The following is a 16,400-nucleotide window of genomic DNA, read 5'->3' on the forward strand; positions in this document are numbered from 1 at the left end:
ACCCTCGCTCGACTTGCAGCCAAAAGGCTTGCCTGCTCTCCCTCCTGCCATCTTTTAATCCGTCGAACTCACGTTAATCTGTAAATGCTACAGACCTGCGACCTCCCCCAACCCCGCCTTAGTCAGGAGGGGAGCCGGAAAGTCCCTCCTGACCCAGGGGAGATGCCGTAGACAGGGGGGTTGAGGATCTGTCGCCGTGAAAAATCAATTGGGTATTCAGATCTTCAAAGCCTTCTCAAGAAGCAAACCTTGTAGTTCATCGACGCGATCGCGACTAAAATAATTAGCGACTAAAATTAGCGACTGTAATCCTCACAAGTGTGAGCGGCAAATGATGGACTTTTCACCATCGGGTTTTTACAATTGGCTTTTTACGGTAGCCTACAGCTAGGCAATTCCCACTTTGGGTGGACTTAATTTTGTTACAAGACATTATCATCGTTAATTACGCTTTGAATACTGCGTCATGCCCAAACTTTCTATAAATTAAACCTTATGCATATCGCACTATGGCCTGGAAGCGTTTATCCCCTGGGCGCACACTGGGACGGTAAAGGAACCAACTTCGCCCTATTTTCAGAAAACGCGACTGGAGTAGAACTCTGCTTATTCGATCGCGCCGATCAAGAAACTCGCATTTCCCTGGGTGAAGTCAGCAACTTTGTTTGGCATGGCTACCTGCCAGGAGTTGGGCCGGGGCAGCGCTACGGCTACCGAGTACACGGCTCCTATGATCCAGAAACAGGACACCGATTTAACCCAAACAAACTCCTGATCGACCCCTACACCAAAGCGATCGATGGTGATGTTGGCAACGGAGCCGAACTGTTTGGCTATCTCTGGGACGACCCTGCCGAAGACTTGTCTTTTTCAGAGTTAGACAGCGCTCCACTAATGCCCAAGTCAGTCGTGGTTGACCAAGGGTTTGATTGGGAAAACGACACCCTGCTACAAACACCTTGGCACGAAACCATCATTTACGAAGTGCATGTAAAAGGCTTTACAAAATCTCATCCCGATATTCCAGAAGCATTGCGGGGAACCTATGCAGGCATGGCACATCGGGCAGCGATCGAGCATCTTCAACGGTTGGGAATTACAGCCGTTGAGCTAATGCCAGTGCACCACTTCTTAGCTTGCCCAGGTTATCTAGCCGATCAAGGGCTGCGGAATTATTGGGGATACGATTCGGTCAACTACTTTGCGCCCTATTCAGGCTACAGTGCTAGCGGCACGCTTGGGGAGCAAGTAAACGAGTTTAAGGAAATGGTCAAAGCTCTTCACAAAGCAGGGATTGAAGTCATTTTAGACGTGGTATATAACCATACGGGCGAAGGAAATCGGTTAGGACCGACACTATCGCTGCGAGGCATTGACAATCGCAATTACTATCACACGGTGCCAGATAATGAGCGCTATTACATGGACTTTACAGGATGTGGTAACACGCTTTTTATGGGGCATCCCCAGGTGCTAAAGCTCGTGATGGACAGTTTGCGCTACTGGGTGACAGAAATGCACGTCGATGGCTTTCGGTTTGATCTGGCGTCGGCGTTGGCGCGAGAATTGTTTGAGGTCAGCAGTCTGGCTGCGTTCTTCAACATTATTCATCAAGATCCGGTTTTAGCGGATGTCAAGCTGATCGCTGAACCCTGGGATGTGGGGGATGGGGGCTACCAGGTGGGTAACTTTCCGGTGTTGTGGTCAGAGTGGAATGGTAAATATCGCGATACGGTGCGAGACTTTTGGCGCAGCGTTGACAGCACCCTGGGCGAGTTTGCCTATCGATTGACGGGCAGCCCTGACCTTTATTTTCAGACAAATGGGCGACGCCCCAACGCTAGTATTAATTTCATCACTGCCCACGATGGCTTTACCCTGCGGGATCTGGTGAGCTACAACGAAAAGCACAATGAGGCAAACGGGGAAGGTAACCGAGACGGAGAGAGCCACAACAGTTCTTGGAACTGCGGGGTAGAAGGGGACACCGACGACCCGGAAGTGCTGAGTCTGCGCGATCGCCAGCAGCGCAATTTCATCACAACGCTGATGCTGTCGCAGGGCATTCCGATGCTGCTGGCAGGAGATGAACTGGGGCGATCGCAGCAGGGCAACAACAATGCCTACTGTCAGGATAATGAGATTTCCTGGCTAGACTGGTCGCAGCAAGATGAGCAGGATGGCTTTGTAAATTTCTGCCGTGAATTAATTTACTTTCGGCGGCAGCATCCGGTGTTTCGGCGGCGCAAGTGGTTTCAGGGGCAGTCGATCCGGGGTACAGAACTCGATATTGGTTGGTACAACCCCGATGGCACAGGGATGACTCAAAGCCAGTGGGATGTAGGTTATGCCAAATCCATCGCCGTTTTTCTCAACGGCAATAAAATTCCGAGTCCGGGACCCCAAGGGCAGCGCATCAGCGACGATAGCTTTTTGTTGTGTTTCAATGCTCACTACGACACGATCGAATTTACCCTTCCAGACGGGTTTCACGAAAATCGGTGGCAGATGATAATCGACACGAAGGAATCGCGGTTTGTGACGAGCGATCGCATCTTTACAGGCAGTCAGGCTGTACCCGTGATTGGGCGAGCGATCGTGGTGTTGCGTCAGTTGACCTAAGCAACCTGAATGCTGTGGGGACATTTTTTCTGATGTCTCTCCGAATGTAGACACGCTAGAAGAGCCGTAGACCCTGCATTTTTCGTAGACCCTGTATTTGTAGACAGCACTTCAAAATCCAGCATCTAACCATGAACATTCAAGTTGGCGCTCGCTATTTGGGAAATGGACACTGCACGTTTACGGTGTGGTCGCCGGATGTCGAAGCAATGGCAGTGCAGATTGTATCAACGGCTCAAACGATCCCGATGGCGCGATCGCAGGGAGACTATTGGCAAGTCACCGCCCAAGACATCTTGCCAGATACGCTGTATTTCTACCAGCTAAATAACCAGGAATCGCGCCCTGATCCGGCGTCTCAATCTCAGCCTCAAGGGGTGCATGGTCCGTCTCAAGTGATTGATCAGGCGTTTGAATGGACAGATCACGACTGGGCGGGGGTAGCCCTGGAAGACCTGATTATTTATGAAATTCATGTCGGCACGTTTACACCCGAAGGAACGTTTGATGCCATCATTCCGCGAATTCAAACGCTTAAAGAATTGGGAGTCACGGCGATCGAGTTGATGCCCATTTCTCAATTTCCGGGCGATCGCAGCACCGATGACCCTTCTGCCTACCGCAACTGGGGCTATGACGGCACTTATCTTTACGCTGTGCAAAATTCCTACGGCGGCGTCACTGGACTCAAGCGCCTTGTAGATGCGTGCCATCAGCAGGGGATGGCAGTCATGCTCGATGTGGTTTACAACCACTTTGGTCCAGAAGGAAACTATATCAGTCAATTTGGCTCCTATTTCACCGACTCCTACCGCACGCCTTGGGGTAGCGCGGTAAATTATGACAACGTTCATAGTCACCATGTTCGTAACTTTTTTATCCAAAACACCCTGTATTGGTTGCGCGAATATCATTTAGATGCGCTACGGTTGGATGCGGTTCATGCCATTTACGATTTAGGCGCAAAGCACATCTTGGCAGAACTAGCAGAACATGTGGAGGCGCTTTCAAACGAGCAAAACCGTAAGCTTTATCTCATTGCTGAAAGTGATGCCAACGATCCCCGCGTTATTCGCCCGATCGAAGTGGGCGGTCATGGGATGGATGCCCAGTGGAGCGATGACTTTCACCACGCGCTTCATGCATTGTTAACGGGGGATCAAATTGGCTATTATCAAGACTTTGGCAAGTGTAGCCAATTAGCCAAGGCATACCAAGATAGCTTTGTTTACGACTGGCAATATTCTCCCCATAGGCAGCGCTTTCATGGGAATGTTTGCCGCGATCGCCCCTCTAGCCAATTTGTGGTTTGCATTCAAAATCACGATCAGATTGGAAATCGCATGTTAGGAGAACGGCTATCGCACCTTACCTCTTTTGAAGGCTTGAAATTAGCCGCCGGTGCACTCATTCTTTCGCCGTTTGTTCCGCTGCTATTTATGGGAGAAGAGTATGGAGAAGAAGCGCCTTTTACCTACTTTGTGAGCCACTCTGATACAGGCTTAATTCATGCAGTTAGGGAAGGTCGAAAACGGGAGTTTGCGGCATTTCATGCCCAAGGCGAGCCGCCCGATCCAGAATCGGCTGAAACTTTTGAGATGTGCAAATTAAATTGGGAAACTCGCACCGAAGGACAGCATCATATTTTGTGGATGTGGTATCAACAATTAATTCAAATACGAAATACAATGCCTGCCCTTAAACGTCAAGATCACTTAGAGACAGACAAGGCGGCTCGCACTCACTTAAAGGCAGGATCTGACAATGAGAAAAAAGTGGTTTGGTGGCATCGATGGAGCGACAATAACCACGCCCTTTGTTTGATGAATTTCAACCCAAATGATGTTGTTTACTCACCTGATACGTTTGATTTTTCCTGGGAAAAAGTGCTTGATTCTGCGGATAAGAAATGGATGGGAGATGGCTCTCGTCTGCCAGAAAAGTTAGAACCAAGACAAGAATTGACTCTGCGATCGCAAAGTTTTGCTCTTTATAAAGTTTAACCTAATCTCATACTAGTATGCGAATTCCTACAGCAACTTACCGAATCCAGTTCAACACTGATTTTCGTTTTGATCAGGCTAGAAACATTGTCGATTACCTCTCCCAATTAGGAATTTCCGACCTTTATGCATCGCCGATCTTCAAAGCAACAACAGGCAGCACTCATGGCTATGATGTTGCCGATCCAACGCGGCTAAATCCTGAGCTTGGCGCACCAGAATCATTCGATAATTTGATAGAAGAATTGCAGAACTATCAGATGGGATGGTTGCAAGATATAGTGCCAAATCATATGGCGTACAGCAGCGAAAATCAATGGTTGATGGATCTGCTAGAAAATGGCATAAGCTCTGACTATGTTGATTATTTTGATGTCGCTTGGAATTCGCCCTTTGAGTCTAGCAAAGAGCCGCTTTTAGTGCCTCTATTGGGCAATTTTTATGGAGAATCTCTAGAGAATGGCGAGATTCAACTCAAGTACAATCAAGATGGTTTGAGCGTTAATTATTACAGCCTCAGCATCCCGCTTAATTTAGAATCCCATGGAACATTTCTAACTTATAACTTAGGTAAACTTGCGAAAGCGCTGGGTCGTCGTGACCCAAATTTTATTAAATTACTAGGAATACTCTACCTTCTTAAAAATGTTGCTTCAGAAGATCTAACTGCAAAGCAGCGCCAAGATCAGGTTGATTTTGTAAAAGGGCTGCTGTGGGAAGTGTATAGCGACAATGCAGAAGTTAAACGGTTTGTTGATGAAAATATTCAGATTTTTAACGGAGAAGCCGGAAATTCTGAAAGTTTTAATCTTTTAGATAATTTGCTGTCTCAACAGTTCTTCCGCCTTGCCTATTGGAAAGTTGGGGCAGAAGAAATCAATTATCGACGCTTTTTTACAGTGAATGAACTCATCTCGATGAAAGTGGATGTGTTCAAAGTCTTCAATCACACTCATGAGTTGATTGCTCAACTTGTGAAAGATGGGAAATTTACAGGTTTAAGAATTGATCACATTGATGGTCTTTACGACCCAACTCAATACTTACATTGGTTGCGAGAAAAGGTGGGAGATACCTACATTACGGTTGAGAAGATTTTGCAACCTGGGGAAAATTTGCCACCTGTATGGGATACCCAAGGAACCTCTGGCTATGACTATTTAAACTATGTCAATAGCCTTTTTTGCCAGACAGAAAACGAAGAAAGATTTGAACAGATCTATCAAAACACGATTGGGTTTCAAGCTTCTTTTGAAAAAGTTGTTTTTGAAAAGAAGAGCCTAATTATTGATAAGAACTTAGCAGGAGATGTTGATAATTTAGCATCTTTGCTGAAGAAGATTTCCGGGCGATATCGATATGGAAATGACTTTACACTCAATGGGTTGCAGCGCGCGATCGCAGAAGTTCTCACCCGCTTTTCAATCTACCGAACCTACACTACATCAGAGGGTGTTTTAGACAGCGATCGCCCGTATATCAAGGACGTTATTGAAGCTGCTAAAGAGCAATCTCCGCTCTTAATTAACGAACTCGATTTTATTGAAAAACTGCTGCTGCTAGAGTATGACAGTTTCTTGACCCAGATCGAGAAAGATCAGTGGCTTTATTTCGTGATGCGGATGCAGCAGTACACCGGACCATTGATGGCAAAAGGAGTCGAAGATACTGCATTTTATGTTTACAATCGGCTGATTTCGCTCAATGAAGTGGGCGGAGAACCCGATCGCTTTGGCATTACGATCGCAGAGTTTCATGACTATAATCAGCAGCGTCAACAGCAGTGGTCTCACGCGATGAGCGCCACCTCCTCCCACGATACAAAGCGGGGTGAAGATGTCCGCGCTCGGCTCAATGTGCTATCCGAAATTCCTGATGAGTGGCAACAACACCTCCAAACCTGGATTGCTATAAATCGCGATCGCAAAACCAAGGTGAAGAATGTTTTGTTCCCCGATCGCAATGATGAGTATGCCCTCTACCAAATCTTGGTGGGTGCATTTCCCTTTCTAAAACACGAGCAAGAAGGGTTTACCACACGAGTTAAAGACTACCTGCTAAAGGCAATTCGGGAAGCCAAAGTGTATACCGCCTGGTTGCGCCCCAATGCTACGTATGAAGATGCCTGTATGCGTTTTGTTGAGGCAGTTTTAGATCCATCAAGCTCAAATCAATTTCTCGAATCGCTGCTTCCATTTCAGCAGAAAATAGCATTCTATGGCGTTCTAAATTCTCTATCCCAAGTGTTGCTTAAAATAACATCTCCTGGGTGCCCAGATTTTTATCAAGGGTGTGAGCTTTGGGATCTCAGTCTTGTTGACCCAGACAATCGCCGTCCCGTAGATTTTGAGCAGCGAGCAGCATTCTTAACTGATATCCAACATCGAATTCAAACCGATCTCTCTAGCCTTGTTGTTGAGTTGCTGGAGACTAAAGAAGACGGCAGAATCAAGCTGTTTCTAGTTCTTCAAGCATTAAAGGCGAGAACGAAGTACCTATCGGTGTTTCAAGAGGGCAGCTATCAACCGTTGGAAGTCGTAGGGGCACAGTGCGATCGCGTCATTGCCTTTGCACGCCAGCAGGAACATACAAGCGTAATCACCGTTGTTCCTCGCTTTCTCACCACCTTGGTGCAGCCAGGAGAATATCCTTTGGGAAATCAGATTTGGGCAGATACTACCATCAAGTTGCCTGCCCAATGTTCTTCAGCGTGGCACGATCTGATCACAGGTCAAAGCATAGAGCAGGGGGGCGATCTACGGGTGGGCGAGTTGCTAAACCAGTTTCCCGTGGCACTCTTAACCAACGCAACCCTGTGAAGCGATCGTTTTCTAACTCCGATCTTCCTCAATAAACGCTACGATCCATAAGGATGTTCAGTGTAGGATTGCCCTATGTTTTTGACCGAATTATCACCCTTTGTGAAAGAACTTTCCCAACAGCCGATTGCCTTCCTAGGTGGGTTAGCGTCAGGATTTTTGCGCCTAAGCTTGACAGATGACCCAGTGAAAAGCTGGCTAGAGCAACAAACTGGTTCTACGGTTTATGCTTCAACCAGCACCCACAGCGGAAATGGTAGTGGACCGCAATCGATTTCCATCGATTAACCTGATCAACTCGATTAACGATTGGATTAGCGAGTGATTGATGCAAATAGAGCAAACAGATGGACTCGATCAGGGGTCTCATCGAATGCCGACATTGACAAACACTCTCGTCGCCCAACAGCATCATTTATAAAAATCAGCGAGATGCAAGCGGCTAGAGTGTTTTGCCTCACCTTTGATCCCTTAGACAGACCCAAAACATAGACCCAAACCCTCAGATCGGGGGATTCTGCGAGAAATTGATATATTTTTGACTCCGTGTACTACTCTGAATCAGAGACACCATGGATATAACTGATGAGACTCATTCTCTTGGGCGCACCCGGAGCCGGAAAAGGAACTCAATCCCAACAACTTTGTCAAACGCTAGGGCTACGTGCGATTTCGACAGATACTCTCTTGCGATCGCAACTCAAACAACAAACAGAACTTGCTAAACAGGTGAGAGCCTTAGTCGAAGCGGATGAACTCGTGCCTGACACCATGATGCTCGAATTGATTGGGCAACGGTTGCTCGAACGAGATGTCGCTCACGGTTGGCTACTCGAAGGGTATCCCAGAACCCTCGCTCAAGCAGAAGAGCTTGACTCTCTCCTAAACAGGCTCAATCAATCTTTAACATACGCTGTCTTACTAGATATTCCCGATGCGGTGTTGATCAGCCGCTCCCTCAATTGCGCCAGACAAGCCGATCAACCAGAAGCCTTGCAGAGACGGATTGAGCTATTCCGCGATCGCACACTGCCTCTACTAGAGCATTACAAGCAGCAAAATCGCCTTGCCGTTATTAACGGCGATCAAGCGATCGGTGAGGTGAGAGAGGAAATTTTGCAAAAAATCGGCAGCACTGAGGCAGACGAGACCTAAAAATGGTCTGCCGCAACGCCGTTTACTTCATCGGCGGGTCAGGAAATTTTGCAGCTAAAATAAACAATGTTGGGCAAGGACGGGAGACTTAATCCCATCAAGAAACTTAATTCGTAACCTGGCAATCGTTGATCTAGCCTCCAAACCACCCTCACCCTAGCTCTAGGCAGAAGGGTTGGGGAGGAGGGTCGCCATCTCAATAACTGCCGAGTTAATCGGTAGAGAAACTCGATCCATCGCTAAACTCAAGACTTCATCCAATCTCCTCAGACCTGCTCTTTGTAATCTCCGAGGTTTCTCCCATGGTATGGCAGCGCCCTGATGGTCGGCAGCCGGATCAACTCCGCCCCACTCACTTCGAGCGTCGATTTACTAAATTCTCGGCAGGCTCGGTCTTAGCGATTTGTGGTGATACTCAAGTTCTCTGCACGGTGAGCATTCAGCCAAAGGTTCCTCGGTTTCTAGAAGGAAAGGGGCAAGGATGGCTGACCGCAGAATATCGAATGCTTCCCGGAGCAACGCCCGAACGCCACGAGCGCGAATCGTTTAAGCTCTCTGGGCGGACTCAAGAAATTCAGCGGTTGATCGGACGAAGTTTGCGATCGACGCTCGATATGCACGCCTTAGGAGAACGGACAATCACCATTGATGCAGATGTTTTGCAAGCGGATGCTGGCACTCGAACCACGGCGATCACGGGGGCATTTGTGGCGCTGCATGATGCGATCGCCCATTTAATCACAACCGGAGAACTTGAGCGATCGCCGCTTATTCATCGCGTCGCGGCAACGTCAATTGGGCTAATTGAAAACACAGCGTTCTTAGATTTAAACTATTCAGAAGATGTTATTGCCGACATCGACTGCAACGTGGTAATGAATGAAACACTAAGCATTATCGAGATTCAAGGCACAGCAGAAGTAGGAAGCTTTTCTCGTATACAGCTAGAGCAAATTTTAGACTTGGCAGAGAAAGGAATTAAACAATTGTTAGAATTGCAGCAGCAGGCGTTTCAACTCGCTTGAATAGTCTAGTGGTAGATTATCAGCTTTGAGGTGGAGGGGTGAGCGAGTGGATGGAGATGTTACACATGCATCCTCTCACCCATGATTTCAGCCTTGACAGACAAGTTAAATTTTATCGATCAACTAAATATAGTGACGTTGAGTAACATTTTTAGCTCTTGTCAAAAAAATTCTGCTTATTGTCAGATATTGTTAAGGCATATTGTTACAGCAACTTGTTGCCGCAACGATTGAAACAGCGACTATGATTGCGGTGATTCTTATGGAGCTTAACAAAACCTATCATACCGATCGTTTGACCCAGCGCCCCCGACCAACCCTGAGCATGTTCTACCAAGATCATCTGACGGTTAATAGTCAACTTACCGTCCTCAACTCCGTGCAGAAATGGTTTGAGACGTTTTGGCTACAGCATGACCCGCTCGTTGCCCGTCGTGACAATCAGCTATATCGCCTAAATTTAGCCCTAGCGGAGGGCTTCACAAACGCTGTTCGTCATGCCCATTCTGGGTTGTCTTCTGAGACTTCCATCGATATTGATGTTGCCCTCCACGACGATCATATGGAAATTCAGATTTGGGATTGGGGTCAACCGTTTGATCCAAATGCTCTTAAAGAACCGAAGCCAGGAACACTTCAGGAGGGGGGATATGGGTGGTTTCTCCTGCGCCGTTTAGCCGATGAGGTGAGCTACGATCGCGAGGGGCAGCGAAACTGTCTGCGGATTGTGCAATACACACCTAGAGAAGCACTGTCCTAGGATTTTGCAGGCTTGCGGCGAACGATCGCCATGGCTATGTAGTACGTAAGGTCTTATTTTCAAATGCCGTGGGTTTCATTGGAAACTGGGGCATTTTTTAAGCCGTCGAAGATTCGGCTATTTGAATCCTGACATGTCTATTCTAGGAACCGAAGGTTAGACTAAAAGCAAAGGAACTGACGCCCTGCATAGAAAGTCTGGTTGGGTGTTGCATTGAGACAGGTAGAAAAGGCGATCCGAATATGAAGAACGAATCCCAGAGCGCGGCATTGGCAAGACAACGTTCCTCGAAGGGGGCGATAGCAAAAGGAGTCATGGTGGGCTGGATGCTGATCCAGAACATTCTGCTAGGGACGCCTGCGATCGCACAAACCCGCGATTCGCTCAACTATAGTGAGCTTCTGAAAAAGATTGATGCTGGGGAAGTTGCGCGAGTTGAAATTGACGAAGCTCAACGGGTGGCGAGGGTGAGGCTGCAAGGCAAACCTGCCAATGACGCGCCGCTCGACGTTCCCATTTTAGATCGCAACCCCGAACTGATCGAACGGCTGCGATCGCGCAACGTTGATTTCGATGCTCAACCCACCGCAGACAACAGTTTAGTGCTCGGCTTAGTAGCAAATTTATTGCTCGTCATGTTGCTGATCGGCGGATTGCTGATGATTTTGCGACGCTCTAGCGGTTCGTCGAGTGGGCCAGGGCAAGCGATGAACTTTGGCAAATCTCGCGCTCGGTTTCAGATGGAAGCTAAGACCGGCGTTTTATTTGATGATGTCGCGGGCATTGAAGAAGCCAAAGAAGAACTGCAAGAAGTCGTGACGTTTTTGAAAAAACCGGAGCGCTTTACCGCCGTTGGGGCACGCATTCCCAAAGGGGTACTACTCGTGGGTGCTCCCGGAACAGGTAAAACCCTGCTCGCCAAAGCGATCGCGGGAGAAGCGGGTGTCCCGTTCTTCTCGATTTCAGGCTCCGAGTTTGTGGAAATGTTTGTTGGGGTAGGGGCGTCGCGGGTGCGCGATTTGTTCAAGAAAGCGAAAGAGAACGCGCCATGCATCATCTTTATTGATGAGATTGATGCGGTGGGGCGGCAGCGCGGGGCTGGAATTGGCGGTGGCAACGACGAGCGCGAACAAACCCTCAACCAACTGCTCACTGAAATGGACGGGTTTGAGAGCAATGCAGGCATTATCATTATTGCTGCCACCAACCGTCCGGATGTGCTAGATTCGGCGCTTTTGCGCCCCGGTCGGTTTGATCGTCAAATCATCGTTGATCTGCCAACCTATAAAGGACGCCTGAAGATCTTAGAGGTGCACGCTCGCAACAAAAAGCTGGCAGACGAGATTTCGCTCGATGCTGTCGCTCGTCGCACACCGGGGTTTTCTGGTGCAGAACTTGCCAACTTGCTCAATGAGGCGGCGATTCTGACAGCGCGGCGGCGCAAAGATGCCATCAGCAATTTAGAAGTGGATGATGCGATCGATCGAGTGATCGCGGGGATGGAGGGTGCGCCGTTGATGGATAGTAAACGGAAGCGGCTGATTGCCTATCATGAAGTGGGTCATGCGATCATCGCCACGTTGCTGAAAAATCACGATCCGGTGCAAAAAGTCACTCTGGTTCCCCGGGGTCAGGCGTTGGGAATTACCTGGTACACGCCCGACGAAGAGCAAGGCTTGACCTCGCGATCGCAGATCTTAGCCCAGGTGACGAGTGCTTTGGGCGGGCGGGCAGCCGAAGAAATTATCTTTGGCGACGATGAGATCACAACCGGGGCGAGCGGTGACATCCAGCAAGTTACAAGCATGGTGCGCCAGATGGTGACGCGCTTTGGCATGTCTGATTTGGGCAACTTGGCGCTAGAAACCTCTAACGATGAAGTCTTTCTCGGACGTGGGTTAGCGCCACGATCAGAGTATTCTGAAGACTTAGCTAGCAAAATTGATCAGCAAGTGCAAGCGATCGCGCAGCACTGTCATGCTGATGCCCGCCGTTTGGTGCGAGAAAATCGCGTGTTGATTGATCAATTGGTTGATACCCTGTTGCATCAAGAAACGATCGAGGGAGACCAATTCCGCAAGATCGTTGAAGAGTATCGCCAAAGTCAACCCGTGGCGCAAGTTAGCAGCTAGACTGTACCGTTCTAGCGGTCTGTCAAGTTTGAAATGAGGGATTAGGAGTCGATAGGTAGATGGATAGTCAAGGAATCGGAACCATCGACTCATGCACCCCTCTACCCGCCAGCGTTGACAATCTACTAGAGCCAATGCTGATGGTTGATCGGGGGCACGATCGCACCCCTGACTTTTTGGCGTGCGATCGCCATTTGGGTATCGTGATGAATTGCAATGGTTAGAGGAGTCACCTTGAGCTATTGTGATCAGTAGTGCCCTTCATAACCGTTGCTGCGTATGACCCTGGCTCCTCACAAAAAGGCAAAAGCGCTCAAATCTTCTAGCCGCCGTCCGGCAAAGGACTTGTGCAGCGAATGTGGATTGTGCGACACCCACTATATTCATTACGTTAAAGAAGCCTGCGCTTTTCTCAATCAGCAAATTCCCCAGCTAGAGCAGCAAACCCACGGCAGAAGCCGCGATCTAGAGGTTTCAGAGGATGTTTACTTTGGGGTGAATCAGAGCATGATGGCAGCCCGCAAAACCGAACCGATCGCGGGGGCACAGTGGACGGGAATTGTGAGTTCGATCGCGATTCAAATGTTAGAAAGCGGCAAGGTTGAGGGGGTTGTGTGCGTTCAAAACACCAAAGAAGACCGCTTTCAGCCTATGCCCATCATTGCGCGATCGCGCGAAGAAATCTTGGCGGCGAAAGTTAACAAGCCCACGCTCTCGCCCAATCTCTCTGTCTTAGAGCAAATCGAACAATCTGGTCTAAAGCGCCTGCTGGTGATTGGCGTGGGTTGCCAGATTCAAGCGCTGAGAGCGGTAGAGAAACAGTTGGGGCTAGAAAAGCTATATGTCTTGGGAACGCCCTGTACGGATAATGTCACCCGTGCTGGCTTGCAGACGTTTTTAGAAACCACCAGTCGCTCTCCTGAAACCGTTGTTTACTACGAGTTTATGCAAGATTTTCAGGTGCACTTCAAGCACGAAGATGGCTCCACAGAATTAGTGCCGTTTTTTGGCTTGAAGACGAACAAACTGAAAGATGTGTTTGCCCCGTCGTGCCTCAGTTGTTTTGATTATGTCAATTCGTTGGCAGATTTAGTGGTGGGTTATATGGGTGCGCCGTTTGGCTGGCAGTGGATTGTGGTGAGAAACGATCGCGGTCAAGAAATGCTCGATTTGGTTCATGATCAGATCGAAACTCAGCCCGTGACGTCTCAGGGCGATCGCAAAAATGCTGTGCAGCAGAGCATTCCTGCCTACGATAAAGCCGTTACGCTGCCGATGTGGGCCGCAAAACTGATGGGAGTCGTGATTGAGAAAATCGGTCCGAAGGGTCTGGAATATGCACGGTTTTCGATTGATTCTCACTTTACCCGCAACTACCTCTACGTAAAGCGCAATTACCCAGAAAAGCTAGAACAACACGTTCCCGACTACGCTAAACAGATCGTGTCTCAATATACCCTACCCGACTAAAGCCAAGGAAATGAACGCTTGTGAACGCTAAGGGATGCTGGGTTCGTGAAGACTAATGAGCCTAATTTTTTGCACAGGCGCGGGCAGAGATTGGAGGTTTGCCAGTTCTCCGATTCTCCGATCAATGTTCCAGCAATCTTTGGTAGGAGGTTTCTTCGGCGACCCGCTTTCCTTCGTTGAGCAAATAATCGAAAAAGGCTCTCGCGATCGCAGAGAGTTGTTTGCCAGACGGATGAACCACATACCAGTACCGCTCGATCGGAAACCCTTCTACATCCAGAATGATCAGTTGATTGTTCAATCCTTCGAGCGCCAAGGTGTGTTTTGACAGCACCGACAACCCCATACCCCCTGCGATCGCTTGCTTGATGGCTTCGTTGCTGCCCAAATCGAGTTTCACCTTCAAGGGCAATCCATGCTGATCAAACAGTTTTTGCACGGCTTTACGAGTTCCTGACCCTGGTTCTCGCATGATAAATGGCTCTTCTGCCATGCGAATGAGCGGAATATCTTTCTCCTTAGCCAGCGGGTGATTGCAAGGAGCCAGCACCACCAGGGGGTTTTCTAGGAACGGGTAGACTTTGGCGTCACTCTCATCGGGAAGTTGGCTGAGAATATACAGATCGTCTCGATTGCTCGACAGACTATCTAGCACATGCTGATGATTGGTAACGGTCAACGAAATATCAATGCCGGGATAGCGCTGACAAAACGGACCCAAAATCCGAGGAATCACGTATTTTGCAGTTGTGACTACCGCTAGGCGGAGGGTGCCTTGCTTGAGTCCTTTGAGATCTGCGATCGCAATTTCAAACTCAGTCATCCGTTGAAACACGTCTTGACAGGTGGCATATAGTTCTTTGCCAGCAGAGGTGAGAAACAACTTTTTACCAACTTGCTCAAACAATGGCATCCCAACAGTTTTAGATAACTGCTTTACCTGCATTGATACGGTGGGTTGCGTCAAAAACAACTCTTCCGCTGCACGGGTAAAACTGCTATGACGAGCAACCGCTTCAAAAACTTTTAGTTGGTGGAGTGTTGCGTTCTGCACAATAACTTCTCCTTGGGAATGGGGATAACGTTGTGAACTAACAACCGTGGAAAAATGCTACTTATAGAACAAAATCTATGCTTGATATTGATAGCAGCGATTTTCTCTTATAGGTTTTGTAGCTATCATAATCCATAAGAGCATATGCTCCCTTCCAATCTGGCGTTGTACGCCGCAAGATATTGTTGGAGCAGTTTTCGGTTGTTTAGTTCACTGTTTCATTCACTGTTTCATTCGCTGGTCTGCACCTGCTTTGTTCACAGTTGATTGGCTCACAGTACTGATTGACTCACAGTACAGTTTTAGCTCCCTCATATCCGACGTGCAACGCCTTTTCTGTCTATACAGACGAAGAAAATTTTCAGATTGCTCATCAGTATCCGTAAAAATATCTTTTTATATTATTCAAACAACATGAACAATGTTCGTGATATTTAAGATGAGAAATATTTAAGATGAGAAGGCTTTTCTGTTAGCTTTTTATGATGTTTATCTAGTTACAAACAATGCGATCGCAGCACAGTTCTTTTTAACTTACTCGTTTAGGATTACTCGAAAAATAAGTGGCGCAAGTATCTTTGTTGCACTGAACCCCAAGCTCCACAACAAATGCACTTGCCCCACTAACAAATAAGCACTAAATAGCCGCTAATCAATTATTGCGCCGATGTTGACTTCACTGCTGCTGTGGTGGAATCAAACCCCATCGGAGAGACAATATCTCTAAATAGAGCAATTTGCTCATCAAAAGCAAGCTGCTTGATTTGCTCAAGAACCTGCTGAGAGTCTGACGGAAGTTCGTACCCTGCTGGCATAGGAATGATCGTTCCGTTATCCATTCCTTGGGCTAACAGATACCAGACCAAAAGTTTGGTAGTGTCACCCAATGCGGCATATTCACGGGAAAGCTCAGTGTCTTTGTTGGAAACTAGCGCCCGTTGCAGATCCAACTGTTCCTCGTGCGAGAGGTCTTTGATCTGGTTAAATAGACCTTCTGCAATTTCTGGAGACACTGTACTTGCGCCAGGTGCCGCAGGCGTGATCGAATCTCCCATTTCTGTGTAGACAAACCAGAACACAGCAAGCTGCTGATCGACCTCTAGACCTTGAAACGCCTGAAGCAGATCGTTTGCGACATTTGAAGTTGTCATAGAATCTTTACCAATTCAACTCTTGCACCTTATCAATGCCAAGTTTCCTTTCCCCCTAGCATTGGGCAGACATCGCTAACCTGACTCTAGACAGAGGGTGCGATCGCACCGCTCACTGATCCTTAAAAAGAACCAGAGCACGGCTAAAAGTACTATTCTTTACGAAGTATTGCCGTAGTGATTCAGCCATTGAAGTTTGATCCGGTGTC

At 48.0% G+C, this 16,400-nt stretch carries 12 protein-coding genes and 1 pseudogene; 11 read left to right on the forward strand and 2 right to left on the reverse strand.

Annotation, left to right across the window (positions count from 1 at the left end):
* Positions 1 to 495: 495 nt before the first annotated feature.
* The 11 genes and pseudogenes from glgX (at position 496) to GS601_RS20910 (ending at position 13,986) form a co-directional block, all read left to right on the forward strand.
* Positions 496 to 2,622, forward strand: a complete 2,127-nt coding sequence (glgX, locus tag GS601_RS20865) for a glycogen debranching protein GlgX (protein ID WP_162425227.1) — start codon at positions 496 to 498, stop codon at positions 2,620 to 2,622.
* A gap of 131 nt (positions 2,623 to 2,753) precedes the next feature.
* The gene (treZ, locus tag GS601_RS20870; protein ID WP_202925247.1) at positions 2,754 to 4,625 is read left to right on the forward strand and encodes a malto-oligosyltrehalose trehalohydrolase; all 1,872 of its coding nucleotides are present in this window, start codon (positions 2,754 to 2,756) and stop codon (positions 4,623 to 4,625) included.
* Between the two features lie 17 nt (positions 4,626 to 4,642).
* Positions 4,643 to 7,444, forward strand: coding sequence for a malto-oligosyltrehalose synthase (gene treY, locus GS601_RS20875; protein ID WP_162425228.1), 2,802 nt, complete (start codon positions 4,643 to 4,645; stop codon positions 7,442 to 7,444).
* A 75-nt stretch (positions 7,445 to 7,519) separates the two neighbouring features.
* A pseudogene (locus GS601_RS24055) lies at positions 7,520 to 7,645 on the forward strand (ssl0294 family protein); the annotation flags it as partial.
* Between the two features lie 25 nt (positions 7,646 to 7,670).
* A complete protein-coding gene (locus GS601_RS24000) occupies positions 7,671 to 7,769 on the forward strand; it encodes a hypothetical protein (protein ID WP_420800315.1) in 99 nt (32 codons plus the stop codon).
* A 260-nt stretch (positions 7,770 to 8,029) separates the two neighbouring features.
* Complete coding sequence (locus tag GS601_RS20885) at positions 8,030 to 8,599, forward strand: adenylate kinase family protein (protein WP_162425230.1); 570 nt, start codon at positions 8,030 to 8,032, stop codon at positions 8,597 to 8,599.
* 302 nt (positions 8,600 to 8,901) lie between these two features.
* Positions 8,902 to 9,624: a ribonuclease PH gene (gene rph, locus GS601_RS20890; RefSeq protein ID WP_162425231.1), complete on the forward strand. Its 723-nt coding sequence runs from the start codon at positions 8,902 to 8,904 to the stop codon at positions 9,622 to 9,624.
* Between the two features lie 262 nt (positions 9,625 to 9,886).
* Positions 9,887 to 10,384 carry an ATP-binding protein gene (locus tag GS601_RS20895; protein WP_238393417.1) on the forward strand — a complete coding sequence of 166 codons (498 nt, stop codon included), beginning with the start codon at positions 9,887 to 9,889 and terminating at the stop codon, positions 10,382 to 10,384.
* A 242-nt stretch (positions 10,385 to 10,626) separates the two neighbouring features.
* Entirely contained in the window at positions 10,627 to 12,516 is a 1,890-nt protein-coding gene (gene ftsH, locus GS601_RS20900; RefSeq protein WP_162425232.1) for an ATP-dependent zinc metalloprotease FtsH, read from the forward strand.
* 59 nt (positions 12,517 to 12,575) lie between these two features.
* Positions 12,576 to 12,740, forward strand: coding sequence for a hypothetical protein (locus GS601_RS20905; RefSeq protein WP_162425233.1), 165 nt, complete (start codon positions 12,576 to 12,578; stop codon positions 12,738 to 12,740).
* Between the two features lie 55 nt (positions 12,741 to 12,795).
* Positions 12,796 to 13,986 (forward strand): Coenzyme F420 hydrogenase/dehydrogenase, beta subunit C-terminal domain, encoded by a 1,191-nt coding sequence (locus GS601_RS20910; protein ID WP_162425249.1) that lies wholly within the window; start codon positions 12,796 to 12,798, stop codon positions 13,984 to 13,986.
* Positions 13,987 to 14,107: 121 nt separating this feature from the next.
* Here GS601_RS20910 and GS601_RS20915 read toward each other — a convergent pair whose 3' ends face one another.
* Both GS601_RS20915 and GS601_RS20920 read right to left on the reverse strand, forming a co-directional pair.
* Positions 14,108 to 15,040, reverse strand: coding sequence for a LysR substrate-binding domain-containing protein (locus GS601_RS20915; RefSeq protein ID WP_162425234.1), 933 nt, complete (start codon positions 15,038 to 15,040; stop codon positions 14,108 to 14,110).
* Positions 15,041 to 15,696: 656 nt separating this feature from the next.
* Positions 15,697 to 16,191 carry an orange carotenoid protein N-terminal domain-containing protein gene (locus GS601_RS20920; RefSeq protein ID WP_162425235.1) on the reverse strand — a complete coding sequence of 165 codons (495 nt, stop codon included), beginning with the start codon at positions 16,189 to 16,191 and terminating at the stop codon, positions 15,697 to 15,699.
* Between the last annotated feature and the right edge of the window lie 209 nt (positions 16,192 to 16,400).

Origin of the sequence: Myxacorys almedinensis A (assembly GCF_010091945.1) — a bacterium.
Lineage (GTDB): Bacteria > Cyanobacteriota > Cyanobacteriia > Leptolyngbyales > Leptolyngbyaceae > Myxacorys > Myxacorys almedinensis.

Coding starts and splice junctions, on each gene's coding strand:
- glgX (WP_162425227.1), top strand. CDS start 496: ATGCATATCGCACTATGGCCTGGAAGCGTTTATCCCCTGGGCGCACAC.
- treZ (WP_202925247.1), top strand. CDS start 2,754: ATGAACATTCAAGTTGGCGCTCGCTATTTGGGAAATGGACACTGCACG.
- treY (WP_162425228.1), top strand. CDS start 4,643: ATGCGAATTCCTACAGCAACTTACCGAATCCAGTTCAACACTGATTTT.
- GS601_RS24000 (WP_420800315.1), top strand. CDS start 7,671: ATGCTTCAACCAGCACCCACAGCGGAAATGGTAGTGGACCGCAATCGA.
- GS601_RS20885 (WP_162425230.1), top strand. CDS start 8,030: ATGAGACTCATTCTCTTGGGCGCACCCGGAGCCGGAAAAGGAACTCAA.
- rph (WP_162425231.1), top strand. CDS start 8,902: ATGGTATGGCAGCGCCCTGATGGTCGGCAGCCGGATCAACTCCGCCCC.
- GS601_RS20895 (WP_238393417.1), top strand. CDS start 9,887: ATGGAGCTTAACAAAACCTATCATACCGATCGTTTGACCCAGCGCCCC.
- ftsH (WP_162425232.1), top strand. CDS start 10,627: ATGAAGAACGAATCCCAGAGCGCGGCATTGGCAAGACAACGTTCCTCG.
- GS601_RS20905 (WP_162425233.1), top strand. CDS start 12,576: ATGGATAGTCAAGGAATCGGAACCATCGACTCATGCACCCCTCTACCC.
- GS601_RS20910 (WP_162425249.1), top strand. CDS start 12,796: ATGACCCTGGCTCCTCACAAAAAGGCAAAAGCGCTCAAATCTTCTAGC.
- GS601_RS20920 (WP_162425235.1), bottom strand. CDS start 16,191: ATGACAACTTCAAATGTCGCAAACGATCTGCTTCAGGCGTTTCAAGGT.